At 62.0% G+C, this 19,128-nt stretch carries 17 protein-coding genes; 7 read left to right on the forward strand and 10 right to left on the reverse strand.

The genetic code is table 11. The features are described 5' to 3' along the window. Window positions 1-99: 99 nt before the first annotated feature. Window positions 100-678: an NADPH-dependent FMN reductase gene (locus ACMGE0_RS18020; protein ID WP_436817252.1), complete on the forward strand. Its 579-nt coding sequence runs from the start codon at window positions 100-102 to the stop codon at window positions 676-678. 89 nt (window positions 679-767) lie between these two features. Further along, window positions 768-947 carry a hypothetical protein gene (locus ACMGE0_RS18025; protein WP_436817253.1) on the forward strand — a complete coding sequence of 60 codons (180 nt, stop codon included), beginning with the start codon at window positions 768-770 and terminating at the stop codon, window positions 945-947. Window positions 948-1,008: 61 nt separating this feature from the next. On the opposite strand, the gene ACMGE0_RS18030 is transcribed toward ACMGE0_RS18025, so the two are convergent. Beyond that, the gene (locus ACMGE0_RS18030) at window positions 1,009-1,269 is read right to left on the reverse strand and encodes a DUF2171 domain-containing protein (RefSeq protein ID WP_436817254.1); all 261 of its coding nucleotides are present in this window, start codon (window positions 1,267-1,269) and stop codon (window positions 1,009-1,011) included. Between the two features lie 264 nt (window positions 1,270-1,533). On the opposite strand from ACMGE0_RS18030, the gene ACMGE0_RS18035 reads away from it, so the two are divergent. From ACMGE0_RS18035 to ACMGE0_RS18045, 3 genes are read left to right on the forward strand one after another with little or no spacing between them, the layout of a single operon-like run. Beyond that, window positions 1,534-2,820 (forward strand): efflux RND transporter periplasmic adaptor subunit, encoded by a 1,287-nt coding sequence (locus tag ACMGE0_RS18035; RefSeq protein ID WP_436817255.1) that lies wholly within the window; start codon window positions 1,534-1,536, stop codon window positions 2,818-2,820. An 11-nt stretch (window positions 2,821-2,831) separates the two neighbouring features. Then, window positions 2,832-3,548 (forward strand): ABC transporter ATP-binding protein, encoded by a 717-nt coding sequence (locus ACMGE0_RS18040; protein WP_436817256.1) that lies wholly within the window; start codon window positions 2,832-2,834, stop codon window positions 3,546-3,548. Further along, a complete protein-coding gene (locus ACMGE0_RS18045; protein ID WP_436817257.1) occupies window positions 3,538-4,743 on the forward strand; it encodes an ABC transporter permease in 1,206 nt (401 codons plus the stop codon). The genes ACMGE0_RS18040 and ACMGE0_RS18045 overlap by 11 nt, the downstream gene beginning before the upstream one ends. Before the next feature lie 133 nt (window positions 4,744-4,876). Here ACMGE0_RS18045 and sufA read toward each other — a convergent pair whose 3' ends face one another. From sufA to ACMGE0_RS18080, 7 genes are all read right to left on the reverse strand, one after another. Further along, the gene (gene sufA / locus ACMGE0_RS18050) at window positions 4,877-5,266 is read right to left on the reverse strand and encodes a Fe-S cluster assembly scaffold SufA (protein WP_436817258.1); all 390 of its coding nucleotides are present in this window, start codon (window positions 5,264-5,266) and stop codon (window positions 4,877-4,879) included. Window positions 5,267-5,352: 86 nt separating this feature from the next. Then, entirely contained in the window at window positions 5,353-5,733 is a 381-nt protein-coding gene (locus ACMGE0_RS18055; protein WP_085424385.1) for an SUF system Fe-S cluster assembly protein, read from the reverse strand. Window positions 5,734-5,744: 11 nt separating this feature from the next. Next, window positions 5,745-6,986: a cysteine desulfurase gene (locus ACMGE0_RS18060; RefSeq protein ID WP_436817259.1), complete on the reverse strand. Its 1,242-nt coding sequence runs from the start codon at window positions 6,984-6,986 to the stop codon at window positions 5,745-5,747. 2 nt (window positions 6,987-6,988) lie between these two features. Further along, the gene (gene sufD / locus ACMGE0_RS18065; RefSeq protein ID WP_436817260.1) at window positions 6,989-8,263 is read right to left on the reverse strand and encodes a Fe-S cluster assembly protein SufD; all 1,275 of its coding nucleotides are present in this window, start codon (window positions 8,261-8,263) and stop codon (window positions 6,989-6,991) included. 21 nt (window positions 8,264-8,284) lie between these two features. Further along, window positions 8,285-9,040 carry a Fe-S cluster assembly ATPase SufC gene (sufC, locus tag ACMGE0_RS18070; RefSeq protein WP_436817261.1) on the reverse strand — a complete coding sequence of 252 codons (756 nt, stop codon included), beginning with the start codon at window positions 9,038-9,040 and terminating at the stop codon, window positions 8,285-8,287. Between the two features lie 63 nt (window positions 9,041-9,103). Next, the gene (sufB, locus tag ACMGE0_RS18075) at window positions 9,104-10,573 is read right to left on the reverse strand and encodes a Fe-S cluster assembly protein SufB (RefSeq protein WP_436817262.1); all 1,470 of its coding nucleotides are present in this window, start codon (window positions 10,571-10,573) and stop codon (window positions 9,104-9,106) included. Between the two features lie 148 nt (window positions 10,574-10,721). Then, window positions 10,722-11,888 carry a cysteine desulfurase family protein gene (locus tag ACMGE0_RS18080; protein WP_436817263.1) on the reverse strand — a complete coding sequence of 389 codons (1,167 nt, stop codon included), beginning with the start codon at window positions 11,886-11,888 and terminating at the stop codon, window positions 10,722-10,724. Window positions 11,889-12,130: 242 nt separating this feature from the next. On the opposite strand from ACMGE0_RS18080, the gene ACMGE0_RS18085 reads away from it, so the two are divergent. Continuing rightward, complete coding sequence (locus ACMGE0_RS18085; RefSeq protein WP_085424380.1) at window positions 12,131-12,808, forward strand: alpha/beta hydrolase; 678 nt, start codon at window positions 12,131-12,133, stop codon at window positions 12,806-12,808. Window positions 12,809-12,857: 49 nt separating this feature from the next. Here the strand turns inward: ACMGE0_RS18085 and ACMGE0_RS18090 are convergent, their stop codons facing one another. Beyond that, complete coding sequence (locus ACMGE0_RS18090) at window positions 12,858-14,045, reverse strand: GGDEF domain-containing protein (RefSeq protein ID WP_436817264.1); 1,188 nt, start codon at window positions 14,043-14,045, stop codon at window positions 12,858-12,860. A 276-nt stretch (window positions 14,046-14,321) separates the two neighbouring features. Here ACMGE0_RS18090 and tyrS point away from each other — a divergent pair, with 276 nt between their 5' ends. Continuing rightward, on the forward strand, window positions 14,322-15,572 hold the full coding sequence (gene tyrS, locus ACMGE0_RS18095; protein WP_436817265.1) for a tyrosine--tRNA ligase: 1,251 nt from the start codon (window positions 14,322-14,324) through the stop codon (window positions 15,570-15,572). Between the two features lie 51 nt (window positions 15,573-15,623). Here the strand turns inward: tyrS and ACMGE0_RS18100 are convergent, their stop codons facing one another. After that, entirely contained in the window at window positions 15,624-19,022 is a 3,399-nt protein-coding gene (locus ACMGE0_RS18100; RefSeq protein ID WP_436817266.1) for a hypothetical protein, read from the reverse strand. Window positions 19,023-19,128 lie beyond the last annotated feature (106 nt).

A 19,128-nucleotide genomic window follows, 5' to 3' on the forward strand; every position in this document is an offset into this window, starting at 1 on the left:
GGTCGCCTAACGCAAGCTTTCTCGACGGCTTGACCATTCCTGCCCTTCGACCATATTTCCCCCGTCCACCCAAGATCATTTTCCGAAACGAGAGATTTCATGGCCAAGCCCAAGATTGCGATCATCATCACCAGCACGCGCGATGTCCGCTTCGGCGAAAAACCCGCCAGGTGGATCTACGATACGGCGTCGCAGCGCGACGACATGGAATTCGAGATCGTCGACCTGCGCGACTTTCCGCTGCCCTTCTTCAACGAAAAGGCTTCCAACGCCTGGGTTCCGACCGAGAACGAAGTGGGCCGGCGCTGGCAGAAGAAGGTCGCGGAATTCGACGGCTACATCTTCATCGTCGCCGAATACAATCGCTCGATCACGGCGGTGCTGAAAAACGCCCTCGACTATTCCTACAACGAATGGAACCGCAAGCCGGCGGCTGCCGTCGGTTACGGCAGCGTCGGTGGCGCCCGTGCGGTGGAGCATCTCCGCAACATCGCCGTGGAGCTGCAGATGGTGCCGACCCGTCCGGGTGTCCACATTCAGGGCGCCGATTTCTTCGCGGTGTGGCAGCAGGAAAAGAACCTGACCGAACTCACCCATCTCGAACCGGGCGTAAAAACCATGCTCGACGATCTTTCCTGGTGGGCGGCGGCCCTCAAGGCGGCGCGCGAAAAGGCCTGACCACTCACGAGAGGTTGATCCAACGGTTCCGATGCCGGCTGGAACCTTCTGATTTCGTGGACGTTCCAAGGCAATAAGGAGTGATTGCCATGAACTTCCGAAACGCCCTGATCGCCTTGGGATCGGCGATCGCGGGCGGCCTCGTGGCCGCCCTTCTTATGCATCCGGCAAGCCCGGCCGTGGCCGCAAAAACCGACCGCCTCAGCGGGCCGCCGTCGGAAACCGCCTTCCTGCCGGAACGCTTCGGCGTTCCAAGCTCGACCCAATGACCTCATGGATCAATGTCGTGAAAATCGCGAAAGCCGGCGCCTTACGACGCCGGCTTCCGTTTCAATGGACGGACTTGCCGCCCTCTTCCTCTTCGAACGAGACCGCCACATCGCCATCGGCCGACAGCCGTACCGTGTCCCCTTCGATATCCGCGACGAGATCGAGCGGGATGAAGTGATGATGGCCCATATGGCTGCCCTCACCGCTATCCCTCTTCGTCAGTTTTATCCGGCCGCCTTCGACGCGGTCGACGGTCCCGACATGGACGCCATCGGCGCCGATCACCTCGGCATGTTCCTTGATTCTTCCAGCATCAATCATCGGAAATCTCCTTCCTTGCGCTGCGACAACGCGTGAGTGGAGATATCGATGCATGCTGGCTTTAAAGCAGACGGCAGACCTTTGCGTTCCAAAACATCAGCACCACCTTACCGATATTTAAGTATCTCCTACACGTGTTTCATGTCATTGAGAGCATAGAGAAATCCGCGCATCGACCATGCTTCCGGCCGATTTGCGCGGCATGACGGCGGAACGGGCGCATGGAGCCGCCGGCTGCAGCAGCATCCAGAAAGGGACGCGACCTTGAACGTGCAGAAGACACCGGACCCGGCAGAAAAGACGAGCGCCACGCCCGATCTCGCCGCGATCCTGGCGGCCTCAGGTAGCCGGCGCCACAAGCGCCGCTGGTTCTTCTGGCCGATCGTTCTCATCGTTCTCGCGGTTGTCGCCGTTGGCGCCTATACCTATTTCGGGAATAGCGGACCGCGCTACGACTATACCACGCAGCCGGCGAAGCAGGGCGACCTTTCGGTCATCGTCACCGCGACCGGCTCGGTCCAGCCGACCGATCAGGTGGATATATCGAGCGAGCTTTCCGGCACGGTACGCAAGGTCAACGTCACCTATAACAGCGCGGTCGACCAGGGCGACGTGCTGGCCGAACTCGATACGAACAAGCAGGAGGCCGACGTCCAGAGCGCCCGCGCCCAGCTTGCTTCCGCAAGGGCAAACGTTCTCAAGGCGGAAGCGGAAGCCGCTTCGGCCAAAAACACCCTCGACCGGCTGACGGGCCTCGTCAGCAACCGCATCTCCAGCCAGCAGGAACTCGACGCGGCGAAATATGCCTATGATTCCGCGCTTGCCACCAAGGCGATCAACGAGGCCTCGGTGCTCTCCGCGGAAGCCAATCTGCGGCTTGCGGAAGTCAATCTCTCGAAATTGAAGATCGTCTCGCCGATCGAAGGCATCGTTCTGACCCGCGACGTGGATCCCGGCGCAACGGTCGCCTCCTCGCTCAACGCGCCGGTGCTCTTCACCATTGCCGGCGATCTGAGGCGCATGGAGCTGCAGGTCGCCGTCGACGAGGCGGATGTCGGCCAGGTGCAGGAGGGCCAGACGGCGAAATTCTCCGTCGACGCCTATCCCGACCGCAGCTTCCCCGCGAAAATCGAAGCGGTGCGTTTCGCTTCCGAGACGGTGTCCAACGTCGTCACCTACAAGGCGATCCTGACCGTCGACAATGCCGACCTTCTCCTGCGTCCCGGCATGACGGCGACGGCCGACATCACGGTGCAATCCGTCTCCGATTCGCTCCTCGTGCCGAACGCGGCGCTTCGTTATTCGCCGCCGGTGACGGCGCGCAGCCGCGGCAATTTCCTGACCCGGCTTTTCGCCCCGCCGCGCCCGCGCGGCAATCGCGGTGGCGAGGCTGCGGCTGCCGGGCGCGCCGTCTGGGTGCTGCGCAACGGCGTTCCGCAACGCGTGCAGGTCGAGACCGGTCCGACCGACGGGCAGTTCACGGTGCTGAAATCCGGGGAGATCAAGGAAGGCGATCTCCTGATCACGGATGCCGTCGCGCGGGCCAGTTGAGAGGAGACGCCGTGACGCTCCCTCCCCTCATCACGTTCAGGCAGGTCTCGAAATTCTACGGCCGCGGCGAAGCGACGATCCGGGCGCTCGACCATATCGACCTTTCCATCGCGCCGGGCGAATTCGTGTCGATCATGGGACCATCGGGATCCGGCAAATCGACCGCCATGAACATCATCGGCGGACTCGACGTGCCCTCCTCCGGCGAATACCTGTTCCAGGGCATTCCGACGAGCAGCTTCGACCGTTCGCAGCTCACCCTGCTTCGCCGGCATATGCTGGGCTTCGTCTTCCAGGGGTTCAACCTGCTCGCCCGCACCTCCGCCGTCGAGAATGTCGAACTGCCGCTCGTCTATCGCGGCATGGACCACAAGGAACGCCGCCGGCGCGCGCTTGCCGCTCTGGAACAGGTGGGGCTGAAGGGCCGCGAGGGTCATACGACGCAGGAACTTTCCGGCGGCCAGCAGCAGCGCGTGGCGATCGCCCGCGCCATCGTCACCGATCCCGCCGTGCTGCTTGCCGACGAACCGACCGGCAATCTCGACACCAGGACCAGCATCGAGATCATGGAGCTGATCACCAGGCTCAACCGCGAGAACGGCATCACCGTGATCATGGTGACCCATGAGGAGGATATCGCCGCCTATGGCAAACGCCTTCTGCGCTTCGTCGACGGCCGCCTCGCCTCCGACCACAGCCAGGTGAAGGAACCGGACCATGTTCTTTGAGACGGCAAAACTCGCTTGGCGTGCCATCAGCCGCAACATGCTGCGCTCCTTCCTGACCGTGCTCGGCGTCGTCATCGGCGTTGCGGCTGTGATCGCCATGGTGACGGTCGGTAACGGCACGACGGCCCGCGTCCAGGCGGAGCTCTCGCGGCTCGGCACCAACACGCTTTTCGTGCGCCCCGGCCAGTGGGGTCCCGGACGGGCGAGCACCGAGGCGAAGCGCTTCAACGACAAGGATATCCTGGCGATCCAGGAACAGGTGAGCGGCCTCCGGGCCGTGGCCCCGGTGAATCGCGGCACGGCGACCGTCATCGCCGGCGGCGCCAACCATTCCACCAGCGTGATCGGCACGACCAACGACTATCTGATCGCCCAGGACTGGGACCTGTCGCTCGGCCGCAGCTTCCTGCCGAACGAGGATCGCGGCAGCCAGGCCGCCTGCGTCATCGGTGAAACCGTGCGCCGGGAACTCTTCGGCTCCGCCAATCCGGTCGGCCAGAACATCCGCGTCAGCAATGTCGCCTGTCCGGTCGTCGGCGTGCTCGCCGTCAAGGGCCAGTCCGGTATGGGGGACGACCAGGACGACACGGTCATCATGCCGCTGAAACTGCACCAGCGGCGGATCGGCGGCACGACGACGATCAGCAGCATCATTCTTTCGGCACAGGATGGCGTGGCGACGGCCAAGGTTCAATCCGATGTCGAAAGCCTGCTGCGCGAGCGCCGTCGCATAGCGATCGGCCGCGAGGACGATTTCTCGGTCAACGACATGTCGCAGATCGCTGCCGCGATGACCGGCACTACCGTTCTGCTTACCGGCCTGCTCGGCGCGGTCGCCGCCGTCAGCCTGCTCGTCGGCGGCATAGGCATCATGAACATCATGCTCGTATCGGTGACCGAACGTACGCGCGAGATCGGCATTAGGCTGGCGATCGGCGCGCTGGAACGCCAGGTGCTCACCCAGTTCCTCGTCGAGGCCGTGATGCTGTCGATCTTCGGCGGCGTGACCGGCATCATCGCGGGGCTTACGCTCGCATTCGGCGTGGTCAGCTACCTGCAAGTGCCCTTCGTGGCGAGCCCGACGATCATCCTGCTGGCCTTCGCTTTTTCAGCAGCGATCGGCATGGTCTTCGGGTATTTCCCGGCCCGCCGGGCAGCGCAGCTCAACCCGATCGAAGCGCTGCGGCATGAGTGAGTAAGCAAGCGGGACGAGAGGCTGACATTTTGGCACGTCATCCTCGGGCTTGTCCCGAGGATCTGCAACGGCCTAATATGTTGAATGGCTTAGATCCTCGGGACAAGCCTGAGGATGACGACCATAGTCGATGTCAGACGCGGACTTCCGCTTCCCGCTGTTTGGCAAGTGCGGCGAGGTCCGCGGGCTTCAGTTCGACCGATTCGCCGCAACCGCAGGCGGATGTCTGGTTCGGATTGACGAAGGTGAAGCCGGATCGCATCTGCGTGACTTCGAAATCCATCTGCGTGCCGAGAAGGTAGAGAACCGCCGAGGGCTCGACCCAGACCTTGGCACCGTTAAACTCGACCAGGTCGTCCTTGGCATTGGGTTCGGTGACGAGATCGACCGTATATTCCATACCGGCGCAGCCGCCCTTCTTGATCCCGACACGAAGGCCCTTGGCGTCCGGCCCGGAACTGGCCACGATCTGCTTGACGCGCGTCGCCGCAGCATCGGTCATCGTCATAATTGCGAAGCCCATGGGCTCATTCTCCTTCCACAGCCGGGTTCAAGGCCCGGTGTTATCGGAATCAATGTAGTATCCGTCCGTAAACGGATCAATACCAACTAGTACCAGCCGACGGCGACCTGGGCCTCTTCCGACATGCGGTCAGGGGTCCACGGCGGGTCGAACGTCATCTCGACCTCGACGCCGGAAACACCTTCGACGGCGCCGACGGCGTTTTCAACCCAACCCGGCATTTCCCCGGCGACGGGGCAACCCGGCGCGGTCAGCGTCATGACGATCTTGACCATGCGGTCATCTTCGATGTCGATCTTGTAGACGAGACCGAGTTCGAAAATATCCGCCGGGATTTCCGGGTCATAGACCGTCTTCAACGCGGCGACGATATCGTCGGAAAGCCGCGCCAGCTCGTCGGCCGGAATGGCGGATTGGATGATCCCTTCGCGGGCGTCCCACTTCGGTTCCGTTTCGTCGACAGCCATCACAAGCTTCCTCAGGCAAAGAAATTGCGCGCATATTCCAGCGCATCGGCAAGCGCGTCCACTTCGGCGCGGGTATTGTACATGCCGAAGGATGCCCGGCATGTGGAGGTCACGCCGAAGCGTTTCAAGAGCGGCATGGCGCAATGCGTGCCGGCGCGAACCGCGACCCCCTTGCGGTCGATCACCATCGAAACGTCATGGGCATGGATGCCGGCGAGTTCGAAGGAGAAGATGCCGCCCTTGCCGGGCGCATTACCGATGATGCGCAGCGAATTGATCGCCCTGAGACGCTCGGCCGCATAGGCCGCGAGGTCGGCCTCATGGCGGGCGATCGCCGCCCGGCCGATCTCGTCCATGTAGTCCAAGGCATAGCCCAGCCCGATCGCCTGCACGATCGGCGGCGTGCCGGCTTCGAAACGATGCGGCGGATCGTTGTAGGTGACGTTGTCCTCGGTCACCTCGAAGATCATCTCGCCGCCGCCCTGGAACGGCCGCATCTCCTTGAGGCGATCCATCTTGCCGTACAGCACGCCGATGCCCGAAGGGCCGTAGAGCTTGTGGCCGGTCATGACGTACCAGTCGCAATCGATGTCGCGGACGTCCACCGGCATGTGTACGGCGCCCTGGCTGCCGTCGATCAGAACCGGAATGCCGCGCTCATGCGCGATACGGCAGACCTCCTTCACCGGGACGATCGTGCCGAGCGCATTCGACATATGGGTGACCGCGACGAGCTTCGTCTTCTCGGTCAGGGATTTCTCGAAATCCTCGATATGGAAGGCGCCTTCGTCGTCGACTGGCACCCAGACGAGCTTCGCCCCCTGCCGCTCACGGATGAAATGCCAGGGCACGATGTTGGAGTGATGCTCCATGATCGTCACGACGATTTCGTCGCCTTCGCCGATCTTCGGCATGCCCCAGCCATAGGCAACCGTATTGATCGCTTCCGTGGAGTTCTTGGTGAAGACGATCTCGTCCACCGAGCCGGCATTCAGGAAGCGGCGCACCTTTTCGCGGGCCGCTTCGTAGGCCTCGGTCGCGGCATTCGACAGGAAATGCAGGCCGCGATGCACGTTCGCATATTCGCTCGAATAGGCGTGGCTGATCGCGTCGATCACCACCTGCGGCTTCTGCGCCGAGGCGCCGTTGTCCAGGTACACCAGCGGCTTGCCATGCACCATGATCGACAGGATCGGAAAATCCCGCCGAATGGCTTCCACGTCATAGGTCATCGCTGGAGTACTCTGGTCCATGATCAGGCATGCCTTTCAAGCCAAGCCGAGATGACGCCTTCCAGCGCCTCGACCAGCTTTTCGTCCTCGAGTTCCTCGACGATCTCCGCCACGAAGGCGTTGACAAGCATCGCACGCGCCTTGTTCTCCGGAACGCCGCGCGCCATCATGTAGAAGAGATGGTTGCGATCGATATCGGTGACCGTCGCACCGTGGCCGCAGACCACGTCGTCGGCGAAGATTTCGAGCTCCGGCTTCGCCGAGAAATCCCCGTCATCGGTGAGCAGCAGCGTGTTGCACGACATCTTCGCATCGGTCTTCTGGGCATCGGGTGCGACCCGGATCATCCCTTGGAAGACGCCGCTGGCCTTGTCGAACACGACGTTGCGAACGATCTCCGTCGAATTGGTATGCGGCACGTTGTGCCCAAGCACCAAGGTGAGGTCCGTATGGCTTTCGCCGCCGAGCAGGTTGACGCCGCGCAGCGTCAGTTCGGCACCCTCGCCTTCCACGTTGATGCGCAACTCCTGGCGCACCAGCTTGCCGCCGGCATTGACGACAAAGAGCCTGAGCTTTGCGTTTGCGCCAAGCTCGACGCGGATCTGGCCAAGATGGGTGTCGGCCGCGCCCTGCTGCTGCAGGATGATCCAGGTGACTTCCGCACCGTCTTCCAGCGCGATGTCGCTGATCGAGGACACAAGCGCGGCGCCTTCGGTCACGGCACGGTGACGCTCGATGATCGTCGCCTTTGAGGAGGCTCCGAAGGAGACCGGAAAGCGCGTATGGATCTGGCCGGCCGCATGCAGCGCCTGCAGTTCCAGCGGCTCTTCCAGTTCCGTATTGGCGGGAACCGTGATCGCAAAGCCGTCACGCACGAAGCTGCCGTTGATGCGGCCGATCGCATCGTCCCTGTCGAGCGCCGTCAGGCCGGCAGCGGCCGAACCGTCGGCGAGCCTTTCCCTGAAGGCCGCGACATCCAAGCCTTCGATCGAAGGCTTGGCAGCGACTTCGCCCTGCAGGACAGAAAGAACCTTCGAACCCTCTACGACCGGCGCGATGGGATCGAGCGCCGATACCGAGGCCGGATCCGGAACGGTGCGCAGCAGGTTCTTGAGGTCCGTGTAGTGCCAAGCCTCGATGCGGCGGGTCGGAAGGCCGGCCTTCTTCAAATCGTCCAGAAGCCGGTCGCGCTTGCCCGCTACCGCGCCGTCGCCCGGCAGTTCGCCGAACTGGGCACCGAAGGCCTCGACCAAAGCGGTTTCGGCAGCCGTAAGACGCATTGTCGTCTGCATGTTCATGACAACATCCTTCCTCAGCGCTTACGCCGCTTCCCCGATGATGTCAGCATAGCCGTTCTCCTCCAGTTCAAGCGCCAGCGCCTTGTCGCCGGAGCGGATGATCCGGCCCTTGTAGAGGACGTGCACGCTGTCCGGCACGATATAGTCGAGCAGGCGCTGATAGTGGGTGATGACGATCGTGGCGCGGTCCGGCGACTTCAGCGCGTTGACGCCGTCGGCGACGATCTTCAGCGCGTCGATGTCGAGACCGGAATCAGTCTCGTCGAGCACGCAAAGCTTGGGCTCCAGGAGCGCCATCTGCAGGATTTCCGCGCGTTTCTTCTCGCCGCCGGAGAACCCGACGTTCAGCGGACGGCGCAGCATGGCTTGGTCGATCTTCAGCTTCTCGGCGGCGTCCTTGACGCGGCGGATGAAGTCCGGCGTCGTCAGTTCCGCCTCGCCGCGCGCCTTGCGCTGCTCGTTCATCGCAACCTTGAGGAACTGCATGGTGGCGACGCCCGGGATTTCGACCGGATACTGGAAAGCGAGGAAAATGCCCTTGGCGGCGCGCTCGGCCGGATCGAGTTCCAGAATGCTCTCGCCGTTGTAGAGGATGTCGCCTTCGGTGACTTCGTAATCCTCGCGGCCGGAGAGGATGTAGGAAAGCGTGGACTTGCCGGAACCGTTCGGGCCCATAATGGCGGCGATCTCGCCGGGCTTCACGGTGAGGTCCAGGCCGCGGATGATCTCGGTGCCGTCTTCGGCGATGCGTGCGTGCAGGTTCTTGATCTCAAGCATAATTCTTATCCTTCCGGATTTATTCGGTGACGCGTCAGAGCGCGATATTCAGACAGCGGGCCATCAGCCCACGGAGCCTTCGAGCGAGATGCCGATCAGCTTCTGGGCTTCCACGGCGAACTCCATCGGCAGTTCCTGAATGACTTCCTTGACGAAGCCGTTGACGATGAGAGCGATCGCTTCCTCCTCCGGAATGCCGCGCTGCATGACGTAGAACTTCTGGTCGTCGGAAATCTTCGAGGTGGTCGCCTCGTGCTCCACCTGCGCGGAAGCGTTCTTCACGTCGATGTAGGGCACCGTATGGGCGCCGCACTTGTCGCCGATCAGAAGCGAATCGCAGTTCGTGAAGTTGCGGGCGTTCTCGGCGCGACGATTTATCGATACCTGGCCGCGATAGGTGTTGTTCGACTTACCGGCGGAAATGCCCTTGGAGATGATGCGGCTCGACGTGTTCTTGCCGAGATGGATCATCTTGGTGCCCGAATCGATCTGCTGGTGGCCGTTCGACACGGCGATCGAATAGAACTCCCCGCGGCTTTCGTCACCGCGCAGAATGCAGCTCGGATATTTCCAGGTGATCGCCGAACCGGTCTCCACCTGGGTCCAGGAAATCTTGGAACGGGCGCCGCGGCAATCGCCACGCTTGGTGACGAAATTGTAGATACCGCCCTTGCCCTGGGCATCGCCCGGGAACCAGTTCTGAACGGTCGAATACTTGATCTCGGCGTCGTCGAGCGCCACGAGCTCGACGACCGCCGCATGAAGCTGGTTTTCGTCGCGCTGGGGCGCCGTGCAGCCCTCGAGATAGGAGACGTAAGCTCCCTCTTCGGCGATGATCAGCGTGCGCTCGAACTGGCCCGTGTTCTTCTCGTTGATGCGGAAATAGGTGGAAAGCTCCATCGGGCATCTGACCCCCTTCGGCACGAAGACGAAGGAGCCGTCGGTGAAGACGGCCGAGTTCAGCGTCGCATAGAAATTGTCGGAAGCGGGCACGACCGAGCCGAGATATTTCTTCACGAGTTCCGGATGCTCGCGGATGGCTTCCGAGATCGACATGAAGATCACGCCGGCCTTCTTCAGCTCTTCCTTGAAGGTCGTCACGACCGAGACCGAATCGAAGACCGCATCCACGGCGACCCTCGACTTCTGCACGCCGGCCAGGATTTCCTGCTCCTTCAGCGGAATGCCGAGCTTCTCATAGGTCTTCAGAAGCTCCGGATCGACCTCGTCGAGCGATTTCGGGCCGCCGAGCTTCTTCGGAGCGGCATAATAATAAAGGTCGTTGAAGTCGATCTTCGGATAGTCGACGCGCGCCCAGGTCGGCTCTTCCATCGTCAGCCAACGGCGATAGGCCTCGAGGCGCCACTCCAGCATCCATTCCGGCTCCTGCTTCTTATCCGAAATGAAGCGAATGATCTCTTCCGAGAGACCCTTAGGGGCCTTGTCCACTTCGATGACGGTTTCGAAACCGTATTTGTACTGGTCGATATCGATCCGGCGGACCTGATCGACTGTTTCCTGGACAGCAGGCATGCTCATTCTCCAAATCTTGCCGGTTCAAATTCCGGCAATTCTTGTCATCAATCCGGGGGGACAACTGCCTCCCTTATGTAGGCGCCAGAAGGCGGTTTTCACACCTTTTGGCAAGCGGAAATTTGCGCTTTCGCAATTTCGACGCCGCTCATGCGGCCTCGCCCGCCGGTCTTCGGCGTTGGGCGACCTTGGCGAACGCGGCGAGCGCCCGCGAAATATCCTCTTCCGTCGTGTCGGGACCGAGCGAAATCCGAAGCGCTCCGAGCTTCGGGTCGTGCCCCATGGCGGTCAAAACATGGCTTTCGCCGACCTTTCCCGAGGAGCAGGCGGAACCGGCCGACAGCGCGACGCCCTCCAGATCGAAAGCGATCTGTCCGGTTTCCGACTTCAGACCCGGCAAAGTGAAGAAGCAGGTATTCGCCACGCGCGGGGCTGCCGTGCCATGAATGACGACATCCGGCGCAACCTGGCACATGCCTTCTTCCAACCGGTCGCGTAGCGCCCCGATGGCGGCATTGCGTTCCTCAAGGCCCTCAAGCGCCGCTTCCGCCGCTGCGCCGAAGCCGACCACGGCATGGAAATTCTCGGTGCCGGAGCGATGTCCCTTTTCCTGCCCGCCGCCACGGATCAGCGGCTTCGGCATCAATACTTCCCCGCGAGAGACGAGCGCGCCGACGCCCTTCGGCCCGCCGATCTTGTGGGACGAGAGAATCAGGAAATCCGCATCGAGCGCATTGATGTGGACCGGAAGACGGCCCGCTGCCTGCACGGCATCCACCACCATCAGGCCGCCATGGGCATGGGCGATTGCGGCGGCCTCTGTCACGGGCTGGATAATGCCCGTCTCGTTGTTGACCAGCATGACGGCGACCATCGGAAGTCCGGCATCGCGGTCATGGCTGGAAAGCAGGTTTTCAAGCGCTTGCAGATCGATGATCCCATTGCGGGTGACAGGAACTTCCGTTACGTCAGCCTTATCGAAACGGCCGCCTTCGCGGATTGCCGGATGCTCGATCGCCGAGACGTAAAGCCGGCCGACCGTCAGCGGCGCCCGGCCCATGCGGAACTCGGGCGTCAGCACATGGTTGGCCGCTTCCGTCGCGCCGCTCGTGAACGTCACATGGGCCGGTTCGGCCCCGACGAGCGCGGCCACCTGCCGGCGGGCCCTGTCGACGGCGGCGCGGGCCGCTCTGCCTTCACCATGGACGGACGAGGCGTTGCCCGGCAGCTCAAGCGCATCCAGCATGGCAGCACGTGCCGGCGCAGCCAAGGGCGCGGTCGCGTTCCAATCCAGATATATACGGTCGATCGCCATTGCCTGTTCGAGTTCCGTTCCTAGATAGCAGTCGAATTACATGCCGGCAGGCGGGAGGCCCGCATTTTCCTTGAAATTTCCTTGAGCCTTGCCTTATGAGACATCGCATCGGGCACCACTTGAAGAGCGCCCAAAATTTCGAATGGTTCTAAACTGTGTTTTAGAAAAGCTGAGCGGCTTCGTCAAGTCAAACTCGACGCAATCGACCGGTTTGGAACCTGAGCACGTTGACCGGAGTACAGATGCCCGAAGTCATTTTCAACGGCCCCGCCGGCCGCCTGGAAGGTCGTTACCAGCCATCCAAGGAAAAAAGCGCGCCGATCGCCATCATCCTGCATCCGCATCCGCAATTCGGCGGAACGATGAACAACCAGATCGTCTACCAGCTCTTCTACATGTTCCAGAAGCGCGGCTTCACGACGCTCCGGTTCAATTTCCGCGGCATCGGACGCAGCCAGGGCGAATTCGACCATGGCGCGGGAGAATTGTCGGATGCCGCCTCCGCGCTCGACTGGGTGCAGAGCCTGCATCCCGATTCCAAGAGCTGCTGGGTCGCGGGCTATTCCTTCGGCGCCTGGATCGGCATGCAGCTTCTGATGCGCCGCCCGGAGATCGAGGGTTTCATGTCGATCGCGCCGCAACCGAACATCTACGACTTCTCCTTCCTCGCCCCCTGCCCGTCTTCGGGCCTCATCATCAACGGGGATGCCGACAAGGTCGCACCGGAAAAGGACGTCAATGCCCTCGTCGAAAAGCTGAAGACGCAGAAAGGCATCCTGATCACCCACCGCATGGTCGAAGGCGCCAACCACTTCTTCAACGGCCATGTGGAAACGCTGATGGCCGAATGCGAGGATTATCTCGACCGTCGCCTGAACGGCGAACTGGTGCCGGAACCGGCCGCCAAGCGCATTCGCTGAGCAAGATACGAAAAGATGACCACCGAACGGCCGCTTTCCGCGGCCGTTTTCATTGCATGACCTTGATCGTTGCGGGCTCCGGCGCCTCTTGCCGGCGCGCCTGCCTGACGCAGTTGCGGCCGGAGCGCTTGGCCTCGTAGAGCGCGGCATCGGCGTCGCGCATGGCAGCGGCGAGATCCTCCCCTGGAGCAAGTTCCGCCACGCCGAAACTCGCCGTCACGGTAACGGAGGACGGAAGCGCGCTCACCGCGATCCCCATTGCCCCGCCTCTCAATGCCTGAGCGAACAGCGCCGATATCTCCAACGTCGTGTTCGGCATGAAGACCGCGAATTCCTCGCCGCCGATACGGCCGACCACGGAGCTCTTGGCGGCGCTCGCCTGCAGGAGATCGCCGAAGGCCTGAATGACCAGATCGCCTCCATGATGGCCATAGGTATCGTTGATCCTCTTGAAATGGTCGAGATCGCAAAGGATCAGCGCGTGCCGGTCGTTGGGAGCGAGCGTGAGCGCCGCCTTTACGCCGTTCTCGAAACCGCGACGATTGGCGAGGCCGGAAAGGGAGTCCTTTTCCGAATTGCTGCGCTCGTCCGCCATGATCTCCAGAACGAGCACGGACAGCAGCGTCAATCCCACCGCAACCATGAGTACGGCGGTCGAGCTTTGCGAGATCAGTGCATAATTCGTGTGGATATAATCCTTGGCGGTCGTCCCGGCCCCTGCAACGACCGCAAGACAGGCCTTGGCGAAGAAATGCAGGCCGGTGACCAGAAGCAGGCCGCCGAGCGCCCGGTCGATCGCCAGCCGGCGCGTGGACGAAAAGACGGCAGCGGCGCTCGTCAGGATAACGAACGCGAAAGGCGTCTGATAGGAGAAGGCGTGCAGGGCGGTGCCGCGCGGCAGGTCGTAGATCAGCAGATCGAGAAAGACGCCGGCCAACAGGAAACAGACCGCCTTCCGCGGGTCGATCTTGCGCCCGTAAAGCTCGCCGACGCCGCCCCTGAGCAGGATCATGCCGGCAAGCACGGTAGCAAAAGCCCCGATCGCCCAGAACTTGGCGAGGTCCGTATAGGCGACCAGCAGTTCGCAGAGTGCCGAAAGCGAGGCGACGGCAAAACCTGCCGCAAACCAGAGGGCGGCGCTCCGCGAACGGCTGCGGGTCGAGACCACCGCAAAGACCAGCGAAAAGGAAATGGCGATGATGAAATTCACCGCCAGGAAAAAGGCCGCCCCGTTCATCACCCACCGGTGCAGGAATCCTGCACGCCACCCTGGTTCGTCCAGACCGAATGTTAGAAGCGCATGAACAAGAAATCGTTAATGCCTGAATATCGACACTGTCGAAAATGGCGCATCCGCGTCTGGGCGGATTGCGGCCAACCGATATTCTCGCATCTGCGGCCATTCATTCGGAGCGTTGATCGCCTTCAACATCACTTTTGAAGTGATTAGGAGCAAAAACAGTGCTAGAGGCGCGCCCACACGCCAGAAACCAAATCCTGCCAGAGAATGATAATGTCCAGGTTCAAGTCCGATTTCCTTCGCACGCTCGACGAGCGAGGCTTCATCCACCAGATCTCCGATCCCGAAGGTCTGGACAAGCTTGCCGCAACGGGCCGCATCAGCGGCTATGTCGGCTATGATGCGACGGCGACATCGATCCATATCGGCAATCTCATCACCGTGACGATGCTGTACTGGCTGCAGGAGACCGGCCATCAGGCAATCAGTCTTATGGGCGGAGGCACGTCCATGGTCGGCGATCCGTCCTTCCGTGACGAGCAGCGCCAGCTCCTGACGCCCGAGAAGATCGCGGCGAATATCGAAAGCATCAAGAAGGTCTATTCCAACATTCTCCGCTACGACGGCTCTAATCCGGCCATCATGGTCAACAATGCCGACTGGCTGATGGAGCTGAAGTATGTCGAATTCCTGCGCGACGTGGGCCGCCACTTCTCGGTCAACCGCATGCTCTCCTTCGACAGCGTCAAGCTGAGGCTCGATCGCGAACAGTCGCTGTCCTTCCTCGAATTCAACTACATGATCATGCAGGGTTACGATTTCACCGAGCTCAACCGGCGCTACGGCACGGTGCTGCAGATGGGCGGATCGGATCAGTGGGGCAATATCATCAACGGCGTCGATCTTTCCCATCGCATGGGCGGTCCGCAGCTCTACGCCGTCACGACGCCGCTCCTGACGAAATCCTCGGGCGAGAAAATGGGCAAGTCGGCATCAGGCGCCGTCTGGCTGAACGGCGATCTCTTCAGCCCCTATGATTTCTGGCAGTATTGGCGCAACACCGAGGATGCGGATGTCACCCGCTTCCTGAAAATCTTCACGCGCCTGCCGCTTGACGAAATCGCCCGTCTCGGCGCGCTCGGAGGTTCGGAGATCAACGAGGCGAAGAAGATCCTTGCCACCGAGGCAACCGCCATCGTGCATGGCCGCGAGGCGGCGGAAGCGGCTGCGGAAACGGCACGGACCACATTCGAGGAAGGCGGACTTGCCGAAAATCTGCCATCGGTCGAGGTGCCCGCCGCCGAACTCGATGCCGGCACCGGCCTCCTGTCGCTCATGGTCCGGGCCGGACTTGCCGGGTCGAACGGCGAAGCCCGCCGCCATGTGCAGGGCGGCGCGGTGCGCATCAACGACCAGCCGGTGAGCGACGAGCGAAAAGTGATCGGATCCGGCGAAGTCACGAACGAGGGCGTCATCAAGCTTTCGCTCGGCAAGAAGAAGCATATCCTGGTGCGCCCGGTCTGATCCGAAGGCACACCGGAAAGATTGTAAAATGGGCCGCGAAAGCGGCCCATTTTATTGGAATTCGAAGATCTGCCGGAAGATGCCGGGCGCAATCAGCGACAGCGGGTTGACGGTCAATCTCGGCTTGTCGAAGGCGCCTTCCAGCTTGAAGGTGATGCCGAGCAGGCCGCGGTCGCGCCCATTGCCGAGAATGGCGCCGATCAGCGGCAGTTCCCCGAAGAGGCGGTTCAGCCCGTAAGCCGGCATGAAGGTCCCGGTCATGTTCATGTTGCCCTTGCTGTCCCGCACCAGGCCCTGGAATGTGGCGCCGATCTGCTCGCCGCGCACCACGCCGTTCTCCACGGCAAGGCTTCCGCCGCGGTAGAAAAGGCTCGCGAAGCCGCGCTGGAATTTGGCGGAGGTGACGTCGATATTCCGTTTCGTCGCCGAACTCAGGCTGCGCCCCGCCTGGTCCGGCGTCGAGACCAGCGATTGAAGCTTCTGTTCGTTGACGAGCGAAAAACTGCGGAGATCGACGGAACCCGCCCAGGCGTCGCCTTGCGCCTTGAGCCTCAGGTTCAGGAGCCCGCCCCGCATGTTGTCGTAGAGGTCCGCGAAGCGGATCACCGCCCCTGCATCACCGCTGGTGATCGAGATCGTATCGCCGCGGTTCATCTGACTGACGACCGCCTGCCCGCTATCCGTCACACCGGAGAAATCGGCGGTCGCGATATCGCCGTTGCGGCTGGAAAACAGCAGCGAGACATTCGAGAGCGCCTGATCGTTGAAGCCAATCATGCGATCGAGCTTGGCGCGCACGCTCGCGTCGGCTGCGTCGTCGCTGCCCCTGCCTCCGCTTCCGCCTTTTTCGTCTGCCCTCAGCCTGGTGATGATCGGCCGCATATCCATCACCGAGCCGGTGATCGAGATGGCGAAACTGCCTTTGGCGCGCTTGACGGCAAGGGCATAGTTGTCGGCCGGCGAAAGCTGCACATTGGAGAATTCGGCGGATGTCAATTCATCGCCGTTGAGCGACAGGCTGCCTTTTGCCCCGAAACCGTCGCCCGACAGTTCGAAATTGCGGATATCGCTCCGTGCGCCGTCCTCCGAAAGCTCGAACTGCGCCTTGGCCGGAATGCCGCTCCCCTTGGTCCAGCCGAGCCACGGCACGGAAAGCGCCGCTCGGCTCAGGTCGAGCGAAACCGCCTGCCGGTTTTCGTCAAGGCGCGTCAGCTGCGCCGTCACCGTTCCGTCAATCATCTCAGAAAGGCCGGGCGCCAGCTTTTCGCGCTGATCGTTGTTGAGGACCGCTTTGATGATCCGCTCGCGCTTGGTCGTGGATGCGGCATCGACCGGCTCGACCAGGGTGATATCGGCCGGAACATCGTCGATCCTGCCCTTGGCCATGAGCCTGGCCGTCTGGGTGTCGATATCCAGCGTGCCGTCCAGCGCGCTGACCTTGTGGCCGGAGAATTCCGGACGAAGGTTGACGTCGTCGAGTTCGACATGGGCGTTCCAGGTCGGCTTCGGCGGATTATGGGCATTGATCAGGCCCATGCGTGCGGTAAGGTCGATGCGCGCATTTCCCGAAAAATCGTCCGGCTTGAACTCGGTTCCCTTGAGCGCGTTGATCGGCCGGAAATTCACCAGTTCCGTCACTGCGTCCGCGGGTCCTGCCAGTTTCAGCGCAAGGTCCGCCATCAGGGGCTTGGCATAGGTCGAGGGAATGGAAAAACGGCCGCCCTCCACCGCAACGAACCGGCCGGATGGGAAGAAGGAGGCGGCGCGGGCGATATCGACCTGAAGCAGCTGTCCGTTCAGCACGAAGCGGCCATTGATGTCGCGAAGCGGAGGAATGTCGCCGGGAAGGTTGATCCGCGCGTTCGCGAGGTCGAAGCCGATCTGCAGCTCGTTCCCGTCGAGCTCCAGCGGAATGCCCGGACCCTTCATCCGGCCTGCCGGAATGAAGACCGCGATGGAGCCGTTGGTCACGGTGCCGCCGAACATGTTGTCCATGACCCATTCACGCGGCTTGCGCGCCATCCAGAACGGCCAGAGCTGCTTGACGCCGGTCACCTCCATATGCGGCAATTGCGCGCCGAAGCTGATCTCGGGCGACTCGCTGCCGAAACGGACCTTCAGCGATCCGGCCATTCTCCCAAGAGGGCTGGACACACCCATTTCATCGAATTGCAGCTCGCGCTCGACCGAAAGATAACGGCCGGTCGCCTTGAGATCGAACCGTGCGGGCTGCTCGCTTTCCGTGGCGCCCGTGGCCGTGCCGCCGCTGATCAGGAGATCGAGGCCGAAACCGAGCCGCGTGTCGTTCGGATCGAGCCTGCTGAGATCGATGACCGCGCCGGTGAACGGCAGGACGGTTGGCCCGAAGCGTGCCTCCGATTGCAGGAGCTCGATCGAGTTCTTCGCGAAATCATAGGAAAGGTTGATCTCGGCACCGGTAAATATCTGCTGGAGCCCGTCGAAATAGAAGTGACCGGGAGACTGGCGGAGCGTCGCGGTGATCGCGGGCTTCGTCGTCTCGCGGGCGCGGACGGCGGCGAGGTCGAGGTCGAGCGAGCCTTCGATCCCTTCGCGCGGCGCGCCGTCTTCCGTGCGCTGCAACAGAAACGGGGTGACCTCCAGGCCGGTGAGCTTCGCCGACAGCGATGTCGAGACGCCTTCCACGGTCTTCGATGCCGCCGTCAGCACGGCTTTGCGGCCGTTCAGGCTGACCGCTCCGTTGATCTCCACCTCGCCTTCGACGCTGCGGGTAAGTTCGAGATCGTCTACGACCAGGGTGATCGGCGTGCGCCCGGGTGCCGTCGGCAGCAGGATTTCGATGCCTGAAATGCTGACCGAACCCGTGCCGGTCCGTTCGATGAGGCCTCGCGCCTCGTCGAGACGCTGGAATGCCTGTTCCAGCAGCGCGGGCATGGCATCGATGCGGACCTCCGACAGCGGCAGCGGATCGCCGGAGGGGAGCTGTGCCGTATCGAGCCGGATATGCTCGGCCTCCATGTGCTTGATCGATATGCGGCCGGCCAGAAGCGCCAGGGGATCGATGGCCATGCGCATGGCGCCGGTACGGCTTAGATGTTGGCCGGTCGCCTGCTCGACGATATCGACGTCGCGGGCCTCCAATGCGAGGCGGAAACCCGAATCGAAACGGATCGCGGTCGAGCCGACCGATGCGACATATCGCGGGCCGATCGCATCGTTGAGCGCGCTCTGGGCGCGCGCGGAAAGCGTTCCGTCGGCCACGCCGCTTTCGATGGCGAAGACGGCACTGCCGATGGCGAGGACCACCAGCATGACGAACAGCACGGCCGTCTTGCCGAATCGCTTCACCCGCGAGCTCGGCGGCGGGCAATGGACGATGATCGGATCTTCCGCTTTTGCAGAGGGAAGTTCGTGCAGCGGAACAATGTCCTTCCGGCTGAAACTGACCCTTTCTCCGCGAATTTCCGCCATCAGGTTGAAACTATCTTTCCATATTCGGGAGTGATCTGGACGTCGCCGGGGCCAGTATATACCGATTGCGGCGACAATCACTCAAGATACCGGCAAAAGAAAGGAA

The organism is Neorhizobium descurainiae, from assembly GCF_051400715.1.
GTDB lineage: Bacteria > Pseudomonadota > Alphaproteobacteria > Rhizobiales > Rhizobiaceae > Neorhizobium.